The organism is Pararhizobium sp. DWP3-4, assembly GCF_049898205.1.
In the GTDB taxonomy this organism is placed as follows: domain Bacteria; phylum Pseudomonadota; class Alphaproteobacteria; order Rhizobiales; family Rhizobiaceae; genus Pararhizobium.
Genome location: NZ_JAFCXF010000002.1, coordinates 222,126 through 241,616 on the forward strand (window position 1 = coordinate 222,126; position 19,491 = coordinate 241,616).

A 19,491-nucleotide genomic window follows, 5' to 3' on the forward strand; every position below is an offset into this window, starting at 1 on the left:
CCCAGATATCAATTTCATCACAAGGCTGGTTTCCGGGCTCTGGAGCTGTCCTTGCGGACGATCCCGGCGCCTTCCCGGATTTCTCCAGTGGCCTTTTGCCGAGGTTTCGCTCCACCACCGTTGCGGGGGCAGCGCCGGATTTCGACCGGCTTCCCAATTCTCCGCCCTTCCCTATAAAGACGGCACCTTGAGTGTCTTCATCTAATCCGCACGCCCGGAAAAACAGCCGCCAGTTTACGACATCCGATTCCAGAAAGACGACACGGAACAGATTGCATGCGACCTCGGCCCATGTGGCTATTTTATAAGCATAAACAACGCGATCTGCTGAATTTTCAGCAAAAGGCCGGTTTTCCGCGCAACGCTTCGGCAATCGGCTGCGAAGCGGCCTCTTTGCGACATCGCGCGGCACCAGTGCTGGCGCCGCCATGTGCATACTGCGCGGCAAAAGGTTGATGCCTGGAAAGACTGCATTAACCATAACACGTTAGCTTCATCTCATGAGCGATTACGCCCCGGAGTGCTTTGTCTGCATTCCGCGCATTCTGGTACAGGCCGATGTCAAACTTGAGATATTTCGATGCCGCCGCAGTCAAGAAGCCGGCTCCATCGCCGAAGGCGGCGATCTATACCGAATTCCTGCGCACAGGGCGGATCAACCGGCACCAGCAGGAATGGAGTGCCACAGAAAAACGCTATCTGACCCATCAGGAAGTCGCCACCCGCACCGGCAAGAAGCTCGAAGCGGCCGGTACCGCGACGCATGAGCGGATCAACGGCTTCCATCGGTCGATCCGGTTTCCCAGACTGCTTTTCCACCGCACGCTCGCCGATAGCCCGCATCTCGGTTACTGCCATGTGACGGCCGCGCGGACGAAATTTGCCAAGTTCGAGGATGTCCGCTGGTCGTTCTACATTGCCAATTTCTTTTCCGATATCGGCGACGACCAGCATTTTTTCGAGAAGATCAAACTCGGTTATTCGCGGATGTATTTCGCTGTGGCAACCGAGATGGATGCCGAGGCCGGCAAGCTGACGGTCAATCGCGCTGTGCATGACAACGGGCTGTTGTTTCGCACCCGCGACCCCAAGGAAGCCCTGAAGAACGTGCTTCTGCTCGGCGCCCGCAACGAACAGCTTCGCAAGATCATCGGCAGCCTCTGATCACTGCTTGTAGATCAGCCAATCGCGCCCGGGCGGCTGCTCGCCTTCTGCGCCATGAACGATGGTCTGGTCGCCGCCCTTGCCCTGCGCCCTGGCAAGCGCCTTTTCCGCCGTACCGACAAGATCGAAGGCGTTGCTGGCATCATCCGACATGCAGATGCCCACCGAAAGCGTCACGCAGCCGAGATCGCGCCCGGTTTTAGGATGTGTGAAATGCGTGCCGCGCAAGGCCGAACGCAACAGCGCCACAAGCCGCACCACCTCCCGCTCCTCGCCCGCATTGACCAGAAAACCGAAACGGGTGCCGTCGAAACGGGCCACGAGTTCGCTTGACGGAAACGCCTGCTGGATGATGCCGCCGATATGCCGGGCCAGCGGCTCGGCCAATGCCGCCGCCTGTTCGCCCGACAGGCGGCGGCTGGTATCCGGTTCGGCAATGGCGATGCCGCAGGCAAGCGGCAGATCCGGATCGGCATAGACCTTGGCCAGCGCCTTGTTGAAGGCGCGGCGATTGGCAAGCCCGGTGACTGCATCCGAAAATTTCCGCGCTTCGAAGTCGGCAAGATCCTTCTGGACGCCGGCAATGACGCTCGATTGCGCCGTGACGCTTTGTTCCATTTCGGCATTGTGCGACACCTGCCGCTCGGTGGCCCGCTTCAGCGCCTGGATGGAATTGGCAAGCGCCGCCTGGCTCGCGTCACCGGACACCACCAGCGCTTTCGTCGCCTCGCTGATCAGCTTGCCATAATCATCGAGCTGATCTTTTTCGCGCGACAGGAGGTTCATGAAATTGCTCATCTCGTCGCGCACGATCGTCGTCGATCGCGCCAGCACGCTCGCCTCGTGATGATGCGGCAGATATTTGCGGCCCAGTTCATCAAGCGCCGATTGCGACTTGTACTTGCCGAGCGCGATGAACTCGCGAACCAGGTCCGGATTGGCCCCGCCATAAGCCTCGTAGACGAGTTCGTAATTCCTCGGGATGGCATCGATCCCCATCTGATGCATGGCGGTGGCGATGCGCAGCGCAAGGTCGTTCGGCATGGATTTCTTGTTGGCCATAAGGGCTCCGGCTGAGTGCAGAATCCGACAGCTAGCATGGGCAACTTTCCCCGCTGCTAACCGGACCTGTCGCATTTTAAGAAACCCGAATTCCGGCTGTGGCGAAACGGCACAATCGGCGCAAGCCTGCACATCGCCAGCGAATGCGCTTGGCAACGTCCAGCTTCGCCCTGTAAAGAAAACGCCGGAGCGCCTGCCTGGGTTTTTAAGGACTGGCGCATGACGTTTGGAAGTTTGATGGCGCTGATCATAGACACACGGACCGAGCCGGACCGCGCCTTGGCGGCCGCCTGCGAAACGCTTGGCGAAGGCCTGCCTGTGGCGATCCCGACAGAGACGGTCTACGGGCTGGCGGCAGACGCTACCAATCCGGACGCGATCAGCCGAATCTATGAAATGAAAGGCCGTCCGCGCTTCAATCCGCTGATCTGCCATGTCGCCGATTTCGCCATGGCGGAAGCCCATGTCGCCTTCGATCCCCTATCGCGAAAGCTGGCCGAAGCCTTCTGGCCGGGACCCCTGACGCTGATCCTGCCGATCAAGCCGGACAGCAGCGTCCATCCGCTCGCCTCCGCCGGCCTCGATACGCTGGGCATCCGCATGCCGGACGGTTTTTCACGGGAGGTCATCAAGCGCTTTGGCAGCCCCCTGGCAGCGCCCAGCGCCAATACTTCCGGCAAGATCAGTCCGACCAGCGCCGCCCATGTCGAAGCCGATCTCGGCGGCAAACTGGCACTGATCCTTGACGCGGGTTCAGCGGAAATCGGCCTGGAATCGACCATCGTCAAGGTCGAGGGCGATGAAATCCGGCTGCTGCGTCCAGGCGGTCTGGACGTCGCCGATATCGAGGCGCTGACCGGCTGGAGGGTCCCGAGACCGGACACGGCCGGAGCTGCAATCGAAGCGCCGGGCATGCTGGCTTCCCATTATGCGCCGGGCGCTGCGGTGCGGCTGAACGCAACGGATGTGAAAGCCGGTGAAGCCTTGATCCGCTTCGGTGGCAAGCCCTTGCCGGGCGAGGAAAACGCCGTCGTCGTCCTCGATCTCAGCCCGTCCGAAAACCTGCGCGAAGCCGCTGCCAATCTGTTTGCCTTCATGAAACGGGCCGATGCCTCCAGCGCCCAAACCATTGCCTTCGGCGTCATCCCCAATGAGGGGCTTGGCGAGGCAATCCTCGACCGGATCGAACGGGCTGCTGCCCCACGGGAATGACCCTATGACCAACGCCCTGCCCTCTGCCGATCTCATCGCCCGCTTCGCTGCCATTGTCGGCAACGGGAATGCACTGACGGATCAGGCCGACATTGCGCCTTATCTGATCGAATCCCGCGGCCTCTACAAGGGCAATGCGCCGCTGGTGCTGAGGCCCGGCAGCGTTCAGGAAATCTCGCAGATCCTCAAGCTTGCCAGCGAAACCGGCGTCGCGATCGTGCCGCAGGGTGGCAATACCGGCCATGTGGCGGGACAGATCCCGCGCACCGGGGCCGCCGATATCGTCCTGTCGTTGCAGCGGCTGAACCGCATCCGCGATATCGATCCGGTCGGCAATGTCATCGTCGCCGATGCCGGCTGCATTCTCGCCGATATCCAGAAGGCGGCGGAAGCGCATGACCGGCTGTTTCCGTTGTCGCTCGGCTCGGAAGGCTCCTGCCGGATCGGCGGCAATCTCTCCACCAATGCCGGCGGGACTGCGGTTCTGGCTTATGGCAACATGCGGCAACTCTGCCTCGGCCTCGAAGTCGTTCTGCCGACCGGCGAGGTCTGGGACGGGCTGCGGCGGCTGAAGAAGGACAATACCGGCTACGACCTGCGCGACCTGTTCATCGGCGCCGAAGGCACGCTCGGCATCATCACCGGCGCGGTGCTGAAACTGTTTCCGCGGCCGCGCGGCCATCAGGTCGCTTTTGCCGGACTGAAGAGCGTCGCTGATGCGCTCAGCCTGTTCGACAAGGCCTCCAGCCTCTGCGGCACGGCCCTGACCGGCTTCGAACTGATGCCGCGCCTCGGCGTCGAATTCACCGCAAAGCACATTCCCGGCGTGCGCGATCCGATGGACACCGTGCATGCCTGGTATGCGCTGATCGACATCTCGACCTCGGATTCAGCCGAAAGTGCGGAACGGATGATGTCAGCGCTGCTCGAAACCGAAATTTCCAGCGGCCTCGTCGAGAATGCCGTCGTTGCCGCGAGCGAGGCGCAGCGCAAGAGCCTCTGGCACATGCGCGAAAGCATGTCGCCGGCGCAAAAGCCGGAGGGTGGGTCGATCAAGCACGACGTATCCGTGCCGGTCTCCAGCATTCCGGCGTTCATGGCGGAGGCCGACGCTGCGGTGATGAAAGCCATTCCGGGTGCCCGCATCTGCTCGTTCGGGCACATGGGCGACGGCAATATTCACTACAATATTTCGCAGCCGGTCGGTGCCGACAAGGATCAGTTCATCGGCCGCTGGCGCGAAATGAACGCCATCGTCCATGGCATCGTCCTGAAATACAACGGCTCGATCTCCGCCGAGCATGGCATCGGCCAGTTGAAGCGCGACGAACTTGCCGAAGTGCGCGCGCCGATCGAGATCGACCTGATGCAGCGCATCAAGCATGCCTTCGACCCGGCCGGGATCATGAACCCCGGCAAGGTCCTCAAGGCCTGACGAGCAGAAGGTCAGTAGCCACCCATGCGCAATTGCGACAGGCTGAACAACGTGTCGGCACTGATGCCGCCGCCGCCGCCCGACAGGATCAATTGGGCGCCGGACACATCGACATTGTTCTCGACATCGTAGAGTGCGGTGAAGCGACGCAGCAGCTTTTCCAGTTTTTCCGGATCCTGCAGATCCTTCACATCGAGCACGCGGTTGATATAGGCATATTGGATATCGACATCGGCGCTCGACATCCCCTCGGGGATGCTGAACGCCGTCCGGATGACTTGCATCAGCGCGCCGTCGGCCAGGAGATCATAGGCGGTGTTGACGCCCGTCGCCTGACGCCGGAAATAGAGCGCAAGCCGCACGCCGGCATTGTCCTCGCCCTTTTGCTGCTCAAGCGTCTGGTTGAGGTAGAGGTCCTCGGTTTCCAGCAGCCCGCGCTTGGTCTGTATGCCGATTTCCGGCCGGGCCAGATCGCCCTTGCTGTCGAAATTGTAGGAGGCGACCAGCTCCTTGTAGATCGTCGTGTTCGGCTCCGTATTGATGAAGCTGTCCGGATCGTTGACATCGGATTCGAACATCTTGCGGAGGTAGTCCGTCGTCACCGTTTCCGGATCCAGCTTCGCGGCGACTAGCACGAAATCGACCAGGCGCCGGTTGGACAGAAGATCGTCGAGCGATTTGATCTTTTCGACTTCGGCGCTGTAATACTTCGCTTCGGCGGTCGCCTTGGTTTTGTCATCGTCCGTGGCAAAACGGCTCTTTTCGATGACATAGGATTTGGCGGTGTTGAGGATTTCGGATTCGGCCTGCGCCAGCATCGGAATGCCGGCCGACCCGTCCGCATTGAAATTGAACGCCTTTGCCAGCTGAAGATAGCGGTCGTCCTTCAGCGTATAGACATAGCTCTTCGGATCGGTGAGATCGCTGGTCAGCACCTTCTTCATCTTGCGCACCGTGTCGCCCTCGTTTTCGAGGCCGACGGCAGTCAGTGCCAGTTTCATGATCTTGTTGTCGGAGAGCAGATCGTCGACATTGGAGACGATCTTCATCAGGTTCTTGAAGGAATTGATCAGGGTCTGGTCGGCAGCTTCGTCGGCGTCGTTGTAGCGGACCATGTAGTAATCGGACGTCACCTTGGTTTGCGCCGCCGTCTGCGGCTTATCGCCGGCTGCAAGCGTACCGTCGGCCTTGAAATTGAACGCCGCCCTCAATTCCTTATAATTGGCGTTGTACTCGCCCCCCTTGGTGTTGACGAAGCTCGTCGGGTCGTTCGGATCGCTGGTCAAAATGCTTTCGAGCGTCGCTACCGTCGAGCTGGACGGCAGGCCGAAGGCTGTGAGGATGTAGGAATAGAGCCGGCTGTCACCCTTGATCTGCGCAACTGTCGTAATGGTTCCGATCTTGTCCTCGTAATAGGACTTGTGCAGCAGGGCGACCGATGTCGTGGCGCGCGGTGCCTTGTAGGCATACACTTCCATAGTCGCCTTACGGCTGTCTGCCGCCTGCGCCGTTCCGCCAGATGGTACGGAACCATCCGCCGTGAAATCGTACATCAAGGCCAGATCCTTGAAGACGGCGAGCCGCGCGATCGTCGAGGAACTCTCCGAAACCTTGGCATTCAAATCGGCAGAATAGAAGCTGGTGCCTTTCATGGTCTTGAGCGCGGTCTGCCGCTGCTCGATCTGCGCCTGAAACGCGGCCCGTTCTGCCTCGGTGAGACCGGGTTGGGCCATCTGCGTTTTCAAACCGGCGATTTCGGCCTCGACGCCGGCATAGGCATCGATATTGCCGGTCATTTCCGGGAAAGCGGTATTGATCGTGGTAATGTTGTTCGTCAGGGTCGTTTTTTCGGCCTGCAACGTCACCTTGTCTGCTTCCGGTGTCTCGGGCAGCGCCAGCAGGGCGTCGATCTTGGTTATGCGTGCCTGCGACAGGCCCCGGCTCGTCAGGGCGGAAAGCGCCTGGCTCGATGAAGCCTTGGTCGCCTCTGCGGCCGCTAGCGCGGGTGCAAAGTTTTTGTTGTAGTAGCTGTTCGGATCGCTGGGATCGCTGACCAGCGCGCCGCGCACCTGCTCATAATTGAAATATTTCTCGTCAACGCCGAACACCCGGAACGTATAGGATCGTAACCTATCGTTCTGCAGGAACTGATCCACGTTGGTGATTTTGTCCATCATTGTGTCGTAGTAGCGCGTCTCCTGCGCCATCTTGGAATCGACGTTGGCGACAGACCGGGTATAGAGGCCGATCAGCGCGTCCTCCTGTGCATCACTTTGGACCACCTCTGTCGAATGGGAAAAGCTGAACGCCCTGGCGAAATTGCCATAGCGCTCGTCCGTCAGCATATTGGCGTAGCTGCTGTCGTCGTTGAGGTCGCTCTCCAGCACCTTGCGCATGAAGGCCTTGGCATAAGTCATGTCTTCCAGGCCATGCGCCTTCATGGCATAGGCATAGAGCCGGTAGTCGCCGAGGAACTCGTCGATCGAAGTGACTTTGCCGATATTGGCCTTGTAATACTCGGTTTCGCGGGCGACCAGCGTCTGCTGCGACGTGCGCTGAAGGCTCGTCTTCATGTCGCGCGTGAGGAGATTGTAGTCGATATATGTGGAAACCATTGCCGCTCTGCCGATCGCCTGAAATTGTCCGACGCTAAGACGTCCGGATGGACGCAATGCCGCGCAGTGCGGCCATGATCCGCACTACAATCGCTGGTCATGCTTGTGCGTGGCTTTTCCTCAACCCGGAGGCACGGGATCGGCGGGCCGGAAAAATGCGGCCAATTTTCTTCAGATTTCAGAAACCCTGCTGCGTTGGCCTTTGCTAACCATCAGGAAATGCAAAGTTTTTTAACTGCGATTTTTAAGTGGTCTCAAACCCGGCCCGCCTATCCTTGGCCCACAGAGGACGAAAAGTCCCGACGAGAAGACCGGGAACCGGCTCTCAAGGAAAACAAGGGCGATTGAAATGCTGAAGACACTTTCACAACCGGCTTGGGTTGAAACCACACTGCGCATGGATCCGAAACGCTTTCCCCAGCAGGCAAGCTACACCTTGCACGGACAGTCCAGCAATGTCACCATAAGCCTGGACGAACGTGGAGCGGTGCTGCGCAAGGTTTTGCCGTCCAGCGGCTTGCCGCTGTCGATCGCGCTTCCGGCCCGCGCCTTCAAAGGGGTGGCCGCCCGCGCCATAGACCATGGAGACGGAGAAGTGACCGTGACGCTTGAACTGCATCATGATGACCCGGATCTCTGCATCCCGCTTCTGGTTGCCCACGATCTTGCCGACATTGCCGCCGATTGGCGCACATGGTCGGAAGCCTACCGGATCCCGATGCTGATGGTCGAAGCCGACGGCGTCGCCCGCCCGTTGGAAGATCATCTCGGCGAAGTCCGGACCCGCGATATCAAGCCGCGCCGCCGCCATTCGCTGTTCAACGACCGCCGCCCGCGCTTCCTGATGCGCCGCGCAACCGGCAGCCTGGGCGTCAACTTGAAGATCGACGGCCGGGAAATCATCGCCCGCAACTGATTTTCGACACAATCTCCAAGCCTCCTCCAGTGCGAAAGACCGGCTGTCCCTGCAGCCGGTTTTTTGTTTTTCTTTTCAAACTCTTATCGAGCCTTTGGAAAACCTTGGAAGCGCCTTTTTGATGCCACAGGCAGACGGCACATTGCCGCAACGAGAAGGAGACAAATCATGCGCACATTCATCTTCGCGGCGATTGCCGCCTTTTCCACCCGCTTTGCCCGGACGAAGAAGAACCGGAACAAGGAATTGAGCTGGGCTTGAGGCTTTAAAGCCCCGCTCCCTTGGCGCTGCAAGCGCTGCCCGGTGAATATTTCCTGACGCGACCCCTGCCCTCCGGCCATCCGGAGGGCTTTTTCATGCCAGCCGAACCAGCAGCGCTGCACACAGGCTGGCAAACAGGATCGCCCCGACGACGTTGTTGAACTTGAACAGGGCCAGACACTGAGCGGCATCGTGAATATCGAGCACGAGAATCTGGTAAAACAGCAGGACGGCTGCGATCAACAGGCCGATATAGGCCAGCAGCCCTGCACCCGCGAGCGCAAACGAAACGAACAGCAGCAGGGTCGTCAGCCCATAAAGCGCAAAGAGCCACGGGCGCGGGCGTTCGCCGAACCGCCGCGCGGTCGAGCGCACGCCGATCAGTTCGTCGTCCTCCCTGTCCTGATAGGCGTAGATCGTGTCATAACCGACCGTCCAGGCGATGGCTGCGGCATACAGCACGACCGATGCCCATCCGATCGTTCCGAATTCCGCCGACCAGCCCATGATCGCGCCCCAGGAAAAGGCAAGGCCGAGGAAGAACTGCGGCCAGTCGGTGAAACGCTTGGCGAAAGGATAGACGGCGACGAAGACCAGCGAGAAAACGCCGAGGAAAATGGAAAAACCATTGAACTGCAGCAGCACGATCAGACCGGCGAGCGCCTGCAGCACCATGAAGATCTTGGCCTGCAACCGGGTGACGCGCCCGGACGGCAAAGGCCGCGAGCGGGTACGCGCCACTTCCATGTCGATATCATGATCGACAATATCGTTATAGGTGCAGCCGGCACCGCGCATGGCGACAGCGCCGATAAAAAACAGGATCAGGTGCAGGACGAAACGGCCGGGCGAAAACGTGCCCAGCGCCGCTGCCGTATTGGCCGCCAGCGCTGCCGACCAGAAGCAGGGCCACATCAGCAACTGCCAGCCGATCGGCCTGTCCCAGCGGGCAAGCTGCGCATAGGGCCAGAGCGGCCTTGGCAGCACGCGGTAGACCCAGTTGTTGGACGGCGCATCTTGGACGCGCCCGGAATCGGCAGGACGTGTGTTCATGCCGTTTGTTTGCAGCGCCGGCGGCCGCCGGTCAAGCCGACAGGCCGCCTGCCGGCAAAGCCGGCGGCTATTCCAGCGTGAAATCGAAACGGTATGTGGCCGCGAGACCGACCAGGAACTGGTTGCGGCTGCCGCCCTCGTTGACGAGGCTCGAATCCGCCGCCGGGCCCATCAGCCGTTTGTATTCGGCAAAGGCGCTGGTTTCGAGCTTTTCGGTTGCCTGCCAGGTGATGGCAGCGCCCGCTCCAATGGAGTTCAGGCCCCCCGAAGGGCTATATGTCGAATAGCCCGACTTTGCCGATTCCGATGAGCTGACGCCGTAATAGGCATCGAAATAATCGCTGGTGGCGGCCGAAAGACGCGGGCCGGCGGAGACACGCACATTGTCGCTGACATCGACGAACCCGTCGGCCGCGACATCGGCGACGAGACCGTGATGGCTGCGGATGCCCTGGCGCAACTCGGCGCGGATGCGCAGCCAGTCGGTCGGATAGACCTCGGCAAAACCGCCGAGTTCGCCGCCGAAACGGACGGGATCGAGCCCCTTGAGATCGGACGAGGTATCGTCATCGCGTTCGAAGATCAGCTTGCCGACGACACCGGCGCGAAAGGCGCCCTTGTCGACGAAGGCGAAAGCCGGATTGTCGTTGCGCGAGGAAAACCGCACCGTGCTGCCGGCCCGGCCAAGCGAAATGAGCGGCGCCGCCTGGAAAAGTCGATCGGACGAGCCGTCATATTTCGGTCCGATAAAGCCGGTCGCGCCGACTTTCAGGTACCAGTCTCCGGACCAGAAACGCTGGCGCTCCTGCGCCTGGGCGCAAACGGACGCGGCGAGAAACAACCCTGCGGAAAGGGCAAACAAGGATCGGTGGAACACGTCGCAACTCCAGACACAAAACGCTTCGTTCAGCGGCTTATAGGCTTTGCCTCACTACCATCGCGTTAACCAACCGATTTCAGCGTTTATTTTCCATATGCAGTTCAATCGCTCCCGTTTAGTCGCCATTTTGCCATAGCCGATGTCACGTCAGCGTGCGGGATTTCAGGTAGGTGCTGGGTGAACTCCCGAGCATCCGCCGGAACATCGTGGTGAAGGCGGCGATGTTTTCATAACCGGCATCGAGCGCGACATTGGTCACCGGTTCGCCTTCGGCCAGCCCCGGCAGCGAGGCGAAAATGCAGGCCTGCTGGCGCCAGGTGACGAAACTGACGCCGGTTTCGGCACGAAACAGCCGGGTGAAGGAGCGGCGGCTCATTCCAAGACCACTCGCCCATTGGTCGATGCCGGCATTGGCGTCGGGCGACTTCAGAAAATGCCGGCACAGGCGGCCAAGCCGCGCGTCACTGGGAAATGGCAGGCCGAGCGGCCGCTCCGGCAAAAGGCTGATTTCGTCCAGCAAAAGCTCGATGATCAACCGGTTGCGGCGCGGCGTCAGCGGCTTATGCTCCGCAAGCACCAATTCTTCCATCAGGCTGGACGCCAGCGGCGTCACTGCCAGAACGCGGGGCTGAGCGGCGGATATCACCGAGGGATCGGCATAGATGGAGTGCATTTCGACGTCGCTGATCATCTCGCTGAAATGTTCGAGACCGGCAGGAATGAGCAGGCCATGACCGGGCGGGATCATCCAGCGCCCACCGGCGGTATTGACCAGCACGACACCCCGGCGGGCACACCAAAGCTGCGTCTTGGTATGGCTGTGCGGCAGTCCGCGGGAGCCGGCAGGATACTGGCGGCCAAGCGCCGTGATCGGATCGTCGTTCAGGTCGATCCATAAAAGGTTCTCACGATGGACATCATCGGCTGCAGGATTCCCCGATTTCATGTCGTAATTCTGCATTTGGCCCACTCTCGAAAGAATGCGACCAGAGCACAAAAGCAGGCCATACTCAAGCGATGTAGAGACAGCACATATTCGTGGTTACAATCTCCGTCCGGCGAGGAAGACAACATGGCGAGCATTACATCCCCCACAGGCATCAGCCCGGAAAAGACAGCGGTCTCCGTCATCGTGGCGGTCAGCTTCTGCCACATGCTGAACGACATCATGCAGTCGCTGCTGACCTCGCTCTATCCGCTGCTGAAGGAGAACTATGCGCTCGATTTCGTCCAGATCGGCCTTTTGACCTTCGCATTCCAGGTTACCGCCTCGCTGCTGCAGCCCGCAGTCGGCGTCGTCACCGACCGCTGGCCGATGCCGTTTTCGCTGCCGGCTGCGATGCTGTCGACCTGCGCCGGCCTGATCACGCTTGCCAATGCCCACCAATTCTATGTGCTGGTCATCGGCGCCTGCCTGATCGGCATCGGTTCGGCGATCTTCCATCCCGAAGCATCGCGCGTCGCACGGCTTGCCTCCGGCGGGCGTCACGGCCTTGCCCAGTCGCTGTTCCAGGTCGGCGGCAATACCGGCACGGCAATCGGCCCGTTGCTGGCTGCCTTCATCGTTATTCCGCAGGGCCAGGGAAGCCTGAGCTGGTTCTCCGTCATTGCCCTGGCCGGTTTCATGGTCCTGTCCTGGGTCAGTGTCTGGTATACCCGTCATCGCCGTAGCTCGGCCGGCCGCAAGAGCGTCAGCCGCGCCTTGCCGCTGCCGCGCAACCAGGTGATCTGGACGCTGATCGTTCTCGTCATCCTGACGGCGACGAAAAACGCCTATCTTTCCAGCCTGTCCAGCTACTTCACCTTCTTCACCATCGAGAAGTTCGGCGTCGGCGTCCAGCAAGCCCAGATGCTGCTGTTCCTGTTCCTCGGCGCATCGGCTGCAGGCGTGATCTTCGGCGGACCGATCGGCGACCGTTTCGGCGCCCGCTTCGTCATCTGGTTCTCGATCCTCGGCGTCATTCCCTTCGCGCTGCTGTTGCCCTATGCCAACCTGTTCTGGACGGCGGCACTGGTTGTTATCATCGGCTTCATCTTCTCGTCGGCGTTCTCGGCCATCGTGGTGTTCGCGCAGGAACTGGTGCCTGGCCGCGTCGGCCTGATTGCCGGCATGTTCTTCGGTTTTGCCTTCGGTTTCGGCGGCATCGGCGCTGCGGTCCTCGGCGTCTTTGCCGATCGCAACGGTATCGAGTTCGTCTACAGGGTCTGCTCCTACCTGCCGTTGCTGGGCCTGCTGACGGTGCTGCTGCCGAAGCTTCCGGGCCACCGGTAAGACGCGACGGTTTGTTGAGGGGCGGATAAGCCCCTCAATTCCGCAGCGGCGAAAAGCCTTTCGACCACAAGGGATTGGGTCAGTGGCATCTCAACCCAATTGCAACCCCCGCATTCTATTGTAAGTATTCATCAAGCATTGAGCGTTAAGGTTCTGCCCGGGGACTATCGGGGTGAATTCGATGCGCAATACGTTAATTGCCGCTTCCACTGCGCTCGGCGTATCGATCGCGCCGGCGCCTGCGCATGCGGAAACGCTGAACCTGTTGATCTGGGAATCCTATATCGATCAGAAGATTCTTGATCGATGGACCGAGAAGACCGGCGTTGACGTGCACCAAATCTATTACGACAGCGGCGATGCACGCGACGAAGTGCTTTCGGATCCCGGCAGCAATATCGACATTGCCGTCATCGGCGAGAATGGGGCAGACCTGTTTGGCAAGCGCGGCATGCTGGAGCCGTTGTCGGACAAGAACGTCACCTCGATGAAAGACTACAAGCCCGAGTGGAAATCCCGGTGCGCCGGCTACGCCATGCCCTACCTCTGGGGCACGATGGGCATCGTCTACCGGTCCGACATGGTCAAGACCACACCGACCTCGTGGTACGACCTGATGTCGCCGGATCCGGTCCTGGCAAAACATATCGCCATGTATGACGATCACAACGAGGCCTTCGTCGCGCCGCTGGCCATGCTGGGCAAATCCATCAATGCCAATGATAGCGAGACGCTGAAAGCCGCGTTCGAAGTGATGAAGAAGCAGGCACCCTTCGTTCTCACCTACGATTACGTGATCACTTCGATCCAAAGCCCTGAAAACGGCAGGAATATCTATATGGCGCTGGCCTATAGCGGCGATCAGCACGTGCTCAACGACAAGGCCGGCACGCCGGGAATCTGGCGCTACGCGGTGCCGAAGGAGGGCACCCTCTCCTGGCTCGACTGCATGGCGGTCACCGCCGCCTCGCCCCGCAAGGCGCTTGCGCTGCAATTGGTTGACTTCATCGGCTCGCCGCAAAGTGCTGCAGATAACGCCGTGGCCCTGACCATGCCGACCGCCAGCGAAAAGGCGCTCGAACTGATCCCGGCCGAGATGCGGTCCAACCAGGAAATATATCCGCCCGCCGATATCCTGGCCAAGAGCCAGTACCAGAAGGAACTATCGATCCAGTCGATCCAGACTCGCCGGCGCATCATCAGCTCGATGGCAAATTTCCAGTGACACTTGGCAAACGCGCATTCTTCCTGATCTTTCCGGTCGTTCTGGCAGGCTACCTGCTGGCCGCCCTCTCGGTCTATTTTGTCCAGGGACGGTCCGTTCTGGCTCTCGAGCGGACACGGCTTTCACAACAGCTCGACCATATGGCCGCGCTGTTTCGCAACGAGGTCAGCCAGAGCAGAAGCTTTCTCTATTCCATCCTGGAAGGCAACGCCGTTCGCCTGTTCGTCTCTGAACCGGACGAGGCCTACCGCAACAATGCGCTCGGCCTGCGGTTGCAGCAGAGCGTGCGCTCTCTGTCTGATGATCCGAAGAAATTCATCTCCTTCGCCATTCTCAATCCCGACCTGACCCAGGGTTACTATTTCGAAAACAGCGATGATCCGTTCGCCGAGATCGGTGCGCCGCAATTTGCGCTGGCAAGCCGGCTTGCCGGCGGCAGCCAGCTGCGGGATTGGAGTTTTCTCCACGACGCCGGCGCGCGCCAGTTGATCGTCTACTCGGAGTTCATCGACCCCGTCACCTTCAGCCGCCCGCTGCCGAGCGGAAAAGCCGATGCGCTTCTGGTGCAGGTGGCGATCGAGCCGACGCAGTTCCTGAGCATGCAGCGCACGCTGCAGCACGAGTATGAAACCGAGATCACGTTCGAGACCGCGCCTCAGATGCCGACACCCGGCGACCTGACCGCATCCGTTCGCATGGCGCCCTCGTTGTTCGTAACGCTGACGGTCCCGCCGTCCCACGGTTCCGGCAATATGGGGCAGCTGAAACTGCTGCTGATTTTTGGCGCGCTGGTGATGAGCTTCGTCTCCGTCGGCCTGATGATCGCGCTGATCCGCCGGTTCATCACCAACCCGATCTCGGTTCTCGACCGTCAAGTGACGGCGGTGATGAGCGGCGAGAACGAAGACATCAGGCAAACCGGTGCCGAGGGGGAAATCGGCCGGCTGACCGGTAATATCAAGCAATTGCACGATCAATCGCAGCGCGCGTTGAAGCTGGTGCAGCAGACGTCCTGGACCGATACGCTGACCGGCATCAGCAACCGCGCCCATTTCAACATGCTCGCCGCCGAGGTCATCGAAACGGTCACAACGCAGGCCGGCCATTGCAGCCTTCTGTTCATCGATATCGACCACTTCAAGTTCGTCAACGACAAATATGGACACGAGGTCGGCGACGACCTGCTGAAGACGCTGGCGCTGCGGATCGCCGCAGAAATCAGCGGGATCACTGCCCGGCGGCGGATGGCGCGGGCTGTTTTTGCCCGCCTGTCCGGTGACGAATTTGCGGTTCTGGTACAATCGAAGCCCGGTGACGGCACGATCAGGGAAATGTGCGCCGCAATCCTGGCGCTGTTTTCCAATGGTTTCGAAGTCCGCGGCAAATATTATCCGGTCACGGCCAGCATCGGCGTCGCCATCTGCCCGACGGATGCCACAAACCTTGCCGAACTGATCTCCAATGCCGATGCGGCGATGTACCAGGCAAAGACCAACGGCAAGAACCGATCCTCGCGCTTTTCGCGGGCGCTGCAGGACAAACGCGACCGCATCCGCCATATCCAGGAGGAATTGCGGCTGGTCGATCCCGACGAGCAGTTTCATCTCGTCTACATGCCGATCGTCGATACCGGTGGCAAGGTGATCGGCTGCGAAGCGCTGTTGCGCTGGTTGTCGCCGACGCTCGGCAATATCACGCCCGATGAATTCGTGCCGATCGCCGAAAGCACAGGTCTGTTCACCAAAATCGACTGGTGGGTGATCAACCGGGCGATGTCGGAACACAACCGTCTGAAGCAGCTGTTCGGGCCGGACGCCATTCTTGCGATCAACATCTCGTCGGCGGAACTGCACTCCAAATCGATCAGCGATTATTTCTCCGACTGCGTGGCCCGGCACGGCCTCGATCCGCGCACCATCGAGATCGAACTGACGGAAACCTATGCCGTCAAGCTTGGCGACCAGCTGCGCCGCAACATCGAGACCCTGCGCCAACGCGGTTTCCGTATCTCCATCGACGATTTTGGCGCCGGTTATACCTCCGTGCAGCAGATCATCGAATATACCGCCGATACCATCAAGCTCGACCGGGCCATGGTGCAGAACCTGGCCAACGAGGCATCGTTGCCGGCCTTGAAGGCGATGATCGCACTTTGCCATGCGCAAAACATGTCGGTGGTCGGCGAAGGCGTCGATACCTGCGAGAAGCTGGCCATGCTGACTGCGGCCGGCTGCGACTATTTCCAGGGTTATCTCATCAGCAAGCCGCAGGCGCTGACCGAACTCAGCATCTGGGCGTTGAAACAGACCGTGAGAATTGCCGGCCTTTCAGACGACCGCCTGCCCTTCAACGATCTCGGCGGTCATTCCGGCGTGTCGAATCTGTCCTGAAACGCCGGTATCGCCGGCCCTGTGCCGATTCTGCCTTGACCTTGAAGCCCCCTCGCCTTAACCGCACCTCAACACTGCGGATTGCGGGAGTAGGCGATGAAAGTTCTGTTGATCGGGTCGGGCGGGCGCGAACATGCGCTGGCATGGAAACTGGCACAATCGCCTCGCCTGACGGCCCTCTATGCCGCGCCAGGCAATCCCGGCATTGCCGAAGAGGCGATCATCGCCGGCATCGATACGGCCGACAATGATGCCGTTCTCGCCTTCTGCCGCAAGCAGGCGATCGATTTCGTCGTCGTCGGCCCTGAAGCGCCGCTGGTCGCCGGTCTTGCCGACACGTTGCGCAACGCCGGTATTGCGGTTTTCGGCCCTTCGGCCGCCGCCGCCCAGCTTGAAGGCTCCAAGGGTTTTACCAAGGACATCTGCGCCAAATACAACATCCCGACCGGTGCCTATCAGCGCTTCACATCGGCCGAACCGGCAAAAGCCTATATCCGTGAACAGGGCGCGCCGATCGTCATCAAGGCCGACGGCCTTGCCGCAGGCAAAGGCGTGACCGTTGCCATGACGCTGGACGAAGCGCTCGAGGCGGTCGACAGCTGCTTTTCCGGCACCTTCGGCGCGGCCGGTGCAGAAGTCGTGGTCGAAGCCTTCCTTGACGGCGAGGAAGCGAGCTTCTTCTGCCTTTGCGACGGCAAGACCGCTCTCGCTCTCGCCTCGGCGCAGGACCACAAGCGCGTCGGCGATGGCGATACCGGCCCGAATACCGGCGGCATGGGTGCCTATTCGCCAGCCCCGGTGATGACGCCTGAGATGGTCGAGCGCACGATGCGCGAGATCATCGAGCCGACGATCGCTGGCATGGCCGATAGCGGCCACCCGTTCACCGGCGTGCTGTTCGCCGGCCTGATGATCACTGCCAAAGGCCCGGAACTGATCGAATACAATGTCCGCTTCGGCGATCCGGAATGCCAGGTACTGATGATGCGGCTGAAAAGCGACCTGCTGCCGCTGCTCCATGCTGCGGCCACCGGGACGCTCGCCTCCGTTACCGCCGAATGGCGCGACGAGGCGGCCTTGACCGTGGTAATGGCGTCCAAGGGCTATCCGGGTGCCTACGCGAAGGACACACCCATTGGGAACATCCCGCAGGGGGACGCCGGGACCAAGGTGTTTCATGCCGGAACAGCGCTGAAGGACGGGCAACTGGTGGCAACCGGCGGCCGGGTGCTCAACGTCACCGCAATGGGCAGCACCGTCGGCGCGGCCAAGGACAGCGCCTATGCGGCACTTGACCTTGTGGAATGGGACAACGGCTTTTGCCGCCGCGATATCGGCTGGCAGGCGGTCGAGCGCGAAAAGGCCTGACCGGCGCAAGAGCTCGGCCAACTGGGAAACTCATTCAATTTTTACCAATTCTCCTGACGGGAACGTAACGGAGAACAGATATTTTCCTCTTCTGGATAAGTGCTACAGCCACCTTTGCGCGTCATGCGCGGCGCTGTATCGATCTTAGAGGAGAAAGCCGATGCGCGCCCTTTTGTTCACGTTCGCCAGCCTGGCTGCGGCCAGCACAGCCGGTGCGTCTTCGCTTGAAAACGTCATTTCCGGAGAAAAGGTCAACAGCAGCATCTCGCAGCTTTCCTGCGGCCAGTGCCCGCCTTTGGTGGTCAAGAAGAAGACCGGCTATATCGTGCCGGACGTCGCGCCCGGGACGGAACGGGTCGAACTGAAAACGATCAATGGCGAGATGAAACTGGTGCGCACGGAAGCTTGGCTTGGCGGCTCGCCGGTCGTCTTCATCAGCAAGGCGTCGGACGAAGACATCAGGCAGGCGCAGGCCAACAGTGCGCCCTCGTTCGATCTGGCCAAGGCTGCGACAGGGGACGCGCCACCGGTGGAAGCCGAGGCAAAGGCTACGGTTGAAATTGTCGATATGGCGGCCAAAACCAGCTCTCTCGACCTTGCATCGATGGCCGGACCAGCCGCAGTCACGCCGCAAGACAGCCGTTCACAAGAAGTTGATCTTAAAAATTTCCAACTTCGGCTAAATTGACACTGAACTCCCTGTCCCTGCCCTAACCAGCCGCACACAAAAGGCTGACCGGGCATTCGCCCTCCAGGCGAAAGATTGCGCCCCTGAGAGAAGCAGGGGCGCAATTTTTTGTGTTGTGGCCCGACCTTTCGCACTCAGCCGCCCGCAGCGGCCACCAATTCCTCAATCTGCCGGTCGGAAAACACCTGAATGCCGTTGGCCTTCAAAAGTGCGGCCGTGACCCCGGCTCCTGGCTGGCGTTGCCGCGAAAAACTACCGTCATAGATGAAGCCGGAGCCGCAGGACGGGCTGCCATCGATCAGCAGCGCGTAAGAGCAGCCGGTTTTTCGCGCCAGCGCCAGCGCATTTTCGGCGGCTTGGCGAAACGAATCCGTGACATCGCCGCCCTGGCTTTCCAGCACGCGCGCAGCCCCGGACAGGACGTCGGCACCCGCCTTCCCCTTCGCAATCTCCGCCGGCAGACGCGGAACCGGCATGCCCGCCGACATTTCCGGACAGATCGTCACCAGCCGCCCCTCCTTGCGCCAGCGGTCGAGGGCCGGATGCACAAGCGGCTTGGCCTGCCCGTCATAACGGACGGCATGGCCCATAAGACAGGCGCTGACGAGGATTTTGGCGGTCATGGGTTTTGGCGTTACGCCGCAGCGACGGCGAGGTGAACGCCGGTTTCTTCCTGAAGCTGTCTGATGACATGGAACAGGTTTTTCGCGCGCGGGTTTCCCTTCGGTCCAAACATCCGCATCAGGCTTTTGGCGGGCGTTCCCACCTTTTCAGCGAGGCTTTCGAAGCCCACCGTTGCGTTGATGAAATCCCGCAGAACCGCCTTACCGGTTTCCACATCACCAGACAGCAGAAGCTCGACAGCATCCGACAACAGTGCCGCCTTAAAGCTTGCATCATTGCGGGCTCGCGCTTGAACCGTTGTCTTGAAGTCGCGCGTCAATGGCATG

16 protein-coding genes and 1 riboswitch are annotated in these 19,491 nt (G+C 60.4%); of the genes, 9 read left to right on the forward strand and 7 right to left on the reverse strand.

Annotated elements, in window-relative coordinates:
* Positions 1 to 6 precede the first annotated feature (6 nt).
* Positions 7 to 205: riboswitch (cobalamin riboswitch) on the reverse strand.
* Positions 206 to 558: 353 nt separating this feature from the next.
* Entirely contained in the window at positions 559 to 1,164 is a 606-nt protein-coding gene (locus tag ACP7E6_RS06265) for a DUF6656 family protein (RefSeq protein WP_426228880.1), read from the forward strand.
* Here the strand turns inward: ACP7E6_RS06265 and ACP7E6_RS06270 are convergent, their stop codons facing one another.
* Positions 1,165 to 2,226, reverse strand: a complete 1,062-nt coding sequence (locus ACP7E6_RS06270; protein WP_426228881.1) for a diguanylate cyclase domain-containing protein — start codon at positions 2,224 to 2,226, stop codon at positions 1,165 to 1,167. It abuts the gene before it with no gap.
* A 237-nt stretch (positions 2,227 to 2,463) separates the two neighbouring features.
* On the opposite strand from ACP7E6_RS06270, the gene ACP7E6_RS06275 reads away from it, so the two are divergent.
* A complete protein-coding gene (locus tag ACP7E6_RS06275; protein WP_426229426.1) occupies positions 2,464 to 3,438 on the forward strand; it encodes an L-threonylcarbamoyladenylate synthase in 975 nt (324 codons plus the stop codon).
* A gap of 4 nt (positions 3,439 to 3,442) precedes the next feature.
* Positions 3,443 to 4,873 carry an FAD-binding oxidoreductase gene (locus ACP7E6_RS06280; RefSeq protein ID WP_426228882.1) on the forward strand — a complete coding sequence of 477 codons (1,431 nt, stop codon included), beginning with the start codon at positions 3,443 to 3,445 and terminating at the stop codon, positions 4,871 to 4,873.
* A gap of 11 nt (positions 4,874 to 4,884) precedes the next feature.
* Here ACP7E6_RS06280 and ACP7E6_RS06285 read toward each other — a convergent pair whose 3' ends face one another.
* Positions 4,885 to 7,488 carry a DUF1217 domain-containing protein gene (locus tag ACP7E6_RS06285; RefSeq protein WP_426228883.1) on the reverse strand — a complete coding sequence of 868 codons (2,604 nt, stop codon included), beginning with the start codon at positions 7,486 to 7,488 and terminating at the stop codon, positions 4,885 to 4,887.
* A gap of 349 nt (positions 7,489 to 7,837) precedes the next feature.
* On the opposite strand from ACP7E6_RS06285, the gene ACP7E6_RS06290 reads away from it, so the two are divergent.
* A complete protein-coding gene (locus ACP7E6_RS06290) occupies positions 7,838 to 8,404 on the forward strand; it encodes a DUF6101 family protein (protein WP_426228884.1) in 567 nt (188 codons plus the stop codon).
* A 354-nt stretch (positions 8,405 to 8,758) separates the two neighbouring features.
* On the opposite strand, the gene ubiA is transcribed toward ACP7E6_RS06290, so the two are convergent.
* The 3 genes from ubiA to ACP7E6_RS06305 all read right to left on the reverse strand — a co-directional run bounded on the left by ubiA (position 8,759) and on the right by ACP7E6_RS06305 (position 11,544).
* Positions 8,759 to 9,718: a 4-hydroxybenzoate octaprenyltransferase gene (ubiA, locus tag ACP7E6_RS06295; protein WP_426228885.1), complete on the reverse strand. Its 960-nt coding sequence runs from the start codon at positions 9,716 to 9,718 to the stop codon at positions 8,759 to 8,761.
* Between the two features lie 67 nt (positions 9,719 to 9,785).
* A complete protein-coding gene (locus tag ACP7E6_RS06300; protein ID WP_426229427.1) occupies positions 9,786 to 10,559 on the reverse strand; it encodes a MipA/OmpV family protein in 774 nt (257 codons plus the stop codon).
* 181 nt (positions 10,560 to 10,740) lie between these two features.
* Positions 10,741 to 11,544: an AraC family transcriptional regulator gene (locus ACP7E6_RS06305; RefSeq protein WP_426228886.1), complete on the reverse strand. Its 804-nt coding sequence runs from the start codon at positions 11,542 to 11,544 to the stop codon at positions 10,741 to 10,743.
* Positions 11,545 to 11,670: 126 nt separating this feature from the next.
* Here ACP7E6_RS06305 and ACP7E6_RS06310 point away from each other — a divergent pair, with 126 nt between their 5' ends.
* The 5 genes from ACP7E6_RS06310 to ACP7E6_RS06330 all read left to right on the forward strand — a co-directional run bounded on the left by ACP7E6_RS06310 (position 11,671) and on the right by ACP7E6_RS06330 (position 18,541).
* On the forward strand, positions 11,671 to 12,870 hold the full coding sequence (locus ACP7E6_RS06310) for an MFS transporter (RefSeq protein WP_426228887.1): 1,200 nt from the start codon (positions 11,671 to 11,673) through the stop codon (positions 12,868 to 12,870).
* Between the two features lie 181 nt (positions 12,871 to 13,051).
* Positions 13,052 to 14,095, forward strand: coding sequence for a polyamine ABC transporter substrate-binding protein (locus ACP7E6_RS06315; protein WP_426228888.1), 1,044 nt, complete (start codon positions 13,052 to 13,054; stop codon positions 14,093 to 14,095).
* Complete coding sequence (locus tag ACP7E6_RS06320) at positions 14,092 to 16,485, forward strand: putative bifunctional diguanylate cyclase/phosphodiesterase (protein WP_426228889.1); 2,394 nt, start codon at positions 14,092 to 14,094, stop codon at positions 16,483 to 16,485. Before ACP7E6_RS06315 ends, ACP7E6_RS06320 begins: the two co-directional genes overlap by 4 nt.
* 96 nt (positions 16,486 to 16,581) lie before the next feature.
* A complete protein-coding gene (purD, locus tag ACP7E6_RS06325) occupies positions 16,582 to 17,853 on the forward strand; it encodes a phosphoribosylamine--glycine ligase (protein WP_426228890.1) in 1,272 nt (423 codons plus the stop codon).
* A 160-nt stretch (positions 17,854 to 18,013) separates the two neighbouring features.
* Positions 18,014 to 18,541 (forward strand): plant virulence effector HPE1-like domain-containing protein, encoded by a 528-nt coding sequence (locus tag ACP7E6_RS06330; RefSeq protein ID WP_426228891.1) that lies wholly within the window; start codon positions 18,014 to 18,016, stop codon positions 18,539 to 18,541.
* Positions 18,542 to 18,675: 134 nt separating this feature from the next.
* On the opposite strand, the gene ACP7E6_RS06335 is transcribed toward ACP7E6_RS06330, so the two are convergent.
* A complete protein-coding gene (locus ACP7E6_RS06335; protein WP_426228892.1) occupies positions 18,676 to 19,164 on the reverse strand; it encodes a DUF523 domain-containing protein in 489 nt (162 codons plus the stop codon).
* An 11-nt stretch (positions 19,165 to 19,175) separates the two neighbouring features.
* Positions 19,176 to 19,490: a DNA-binding protein gene (locus tag ACP7E6_RS06340; RefSeq protein ID WP_426228893.1), complete on the reverse strand. Its 315-nt coding sequence runs from the start codon at positions 19,488 to 19,490 to the stop codon at positions 19,176 to 19,178.
* Position 19,491: the final 1 nt, after the last annotated feature.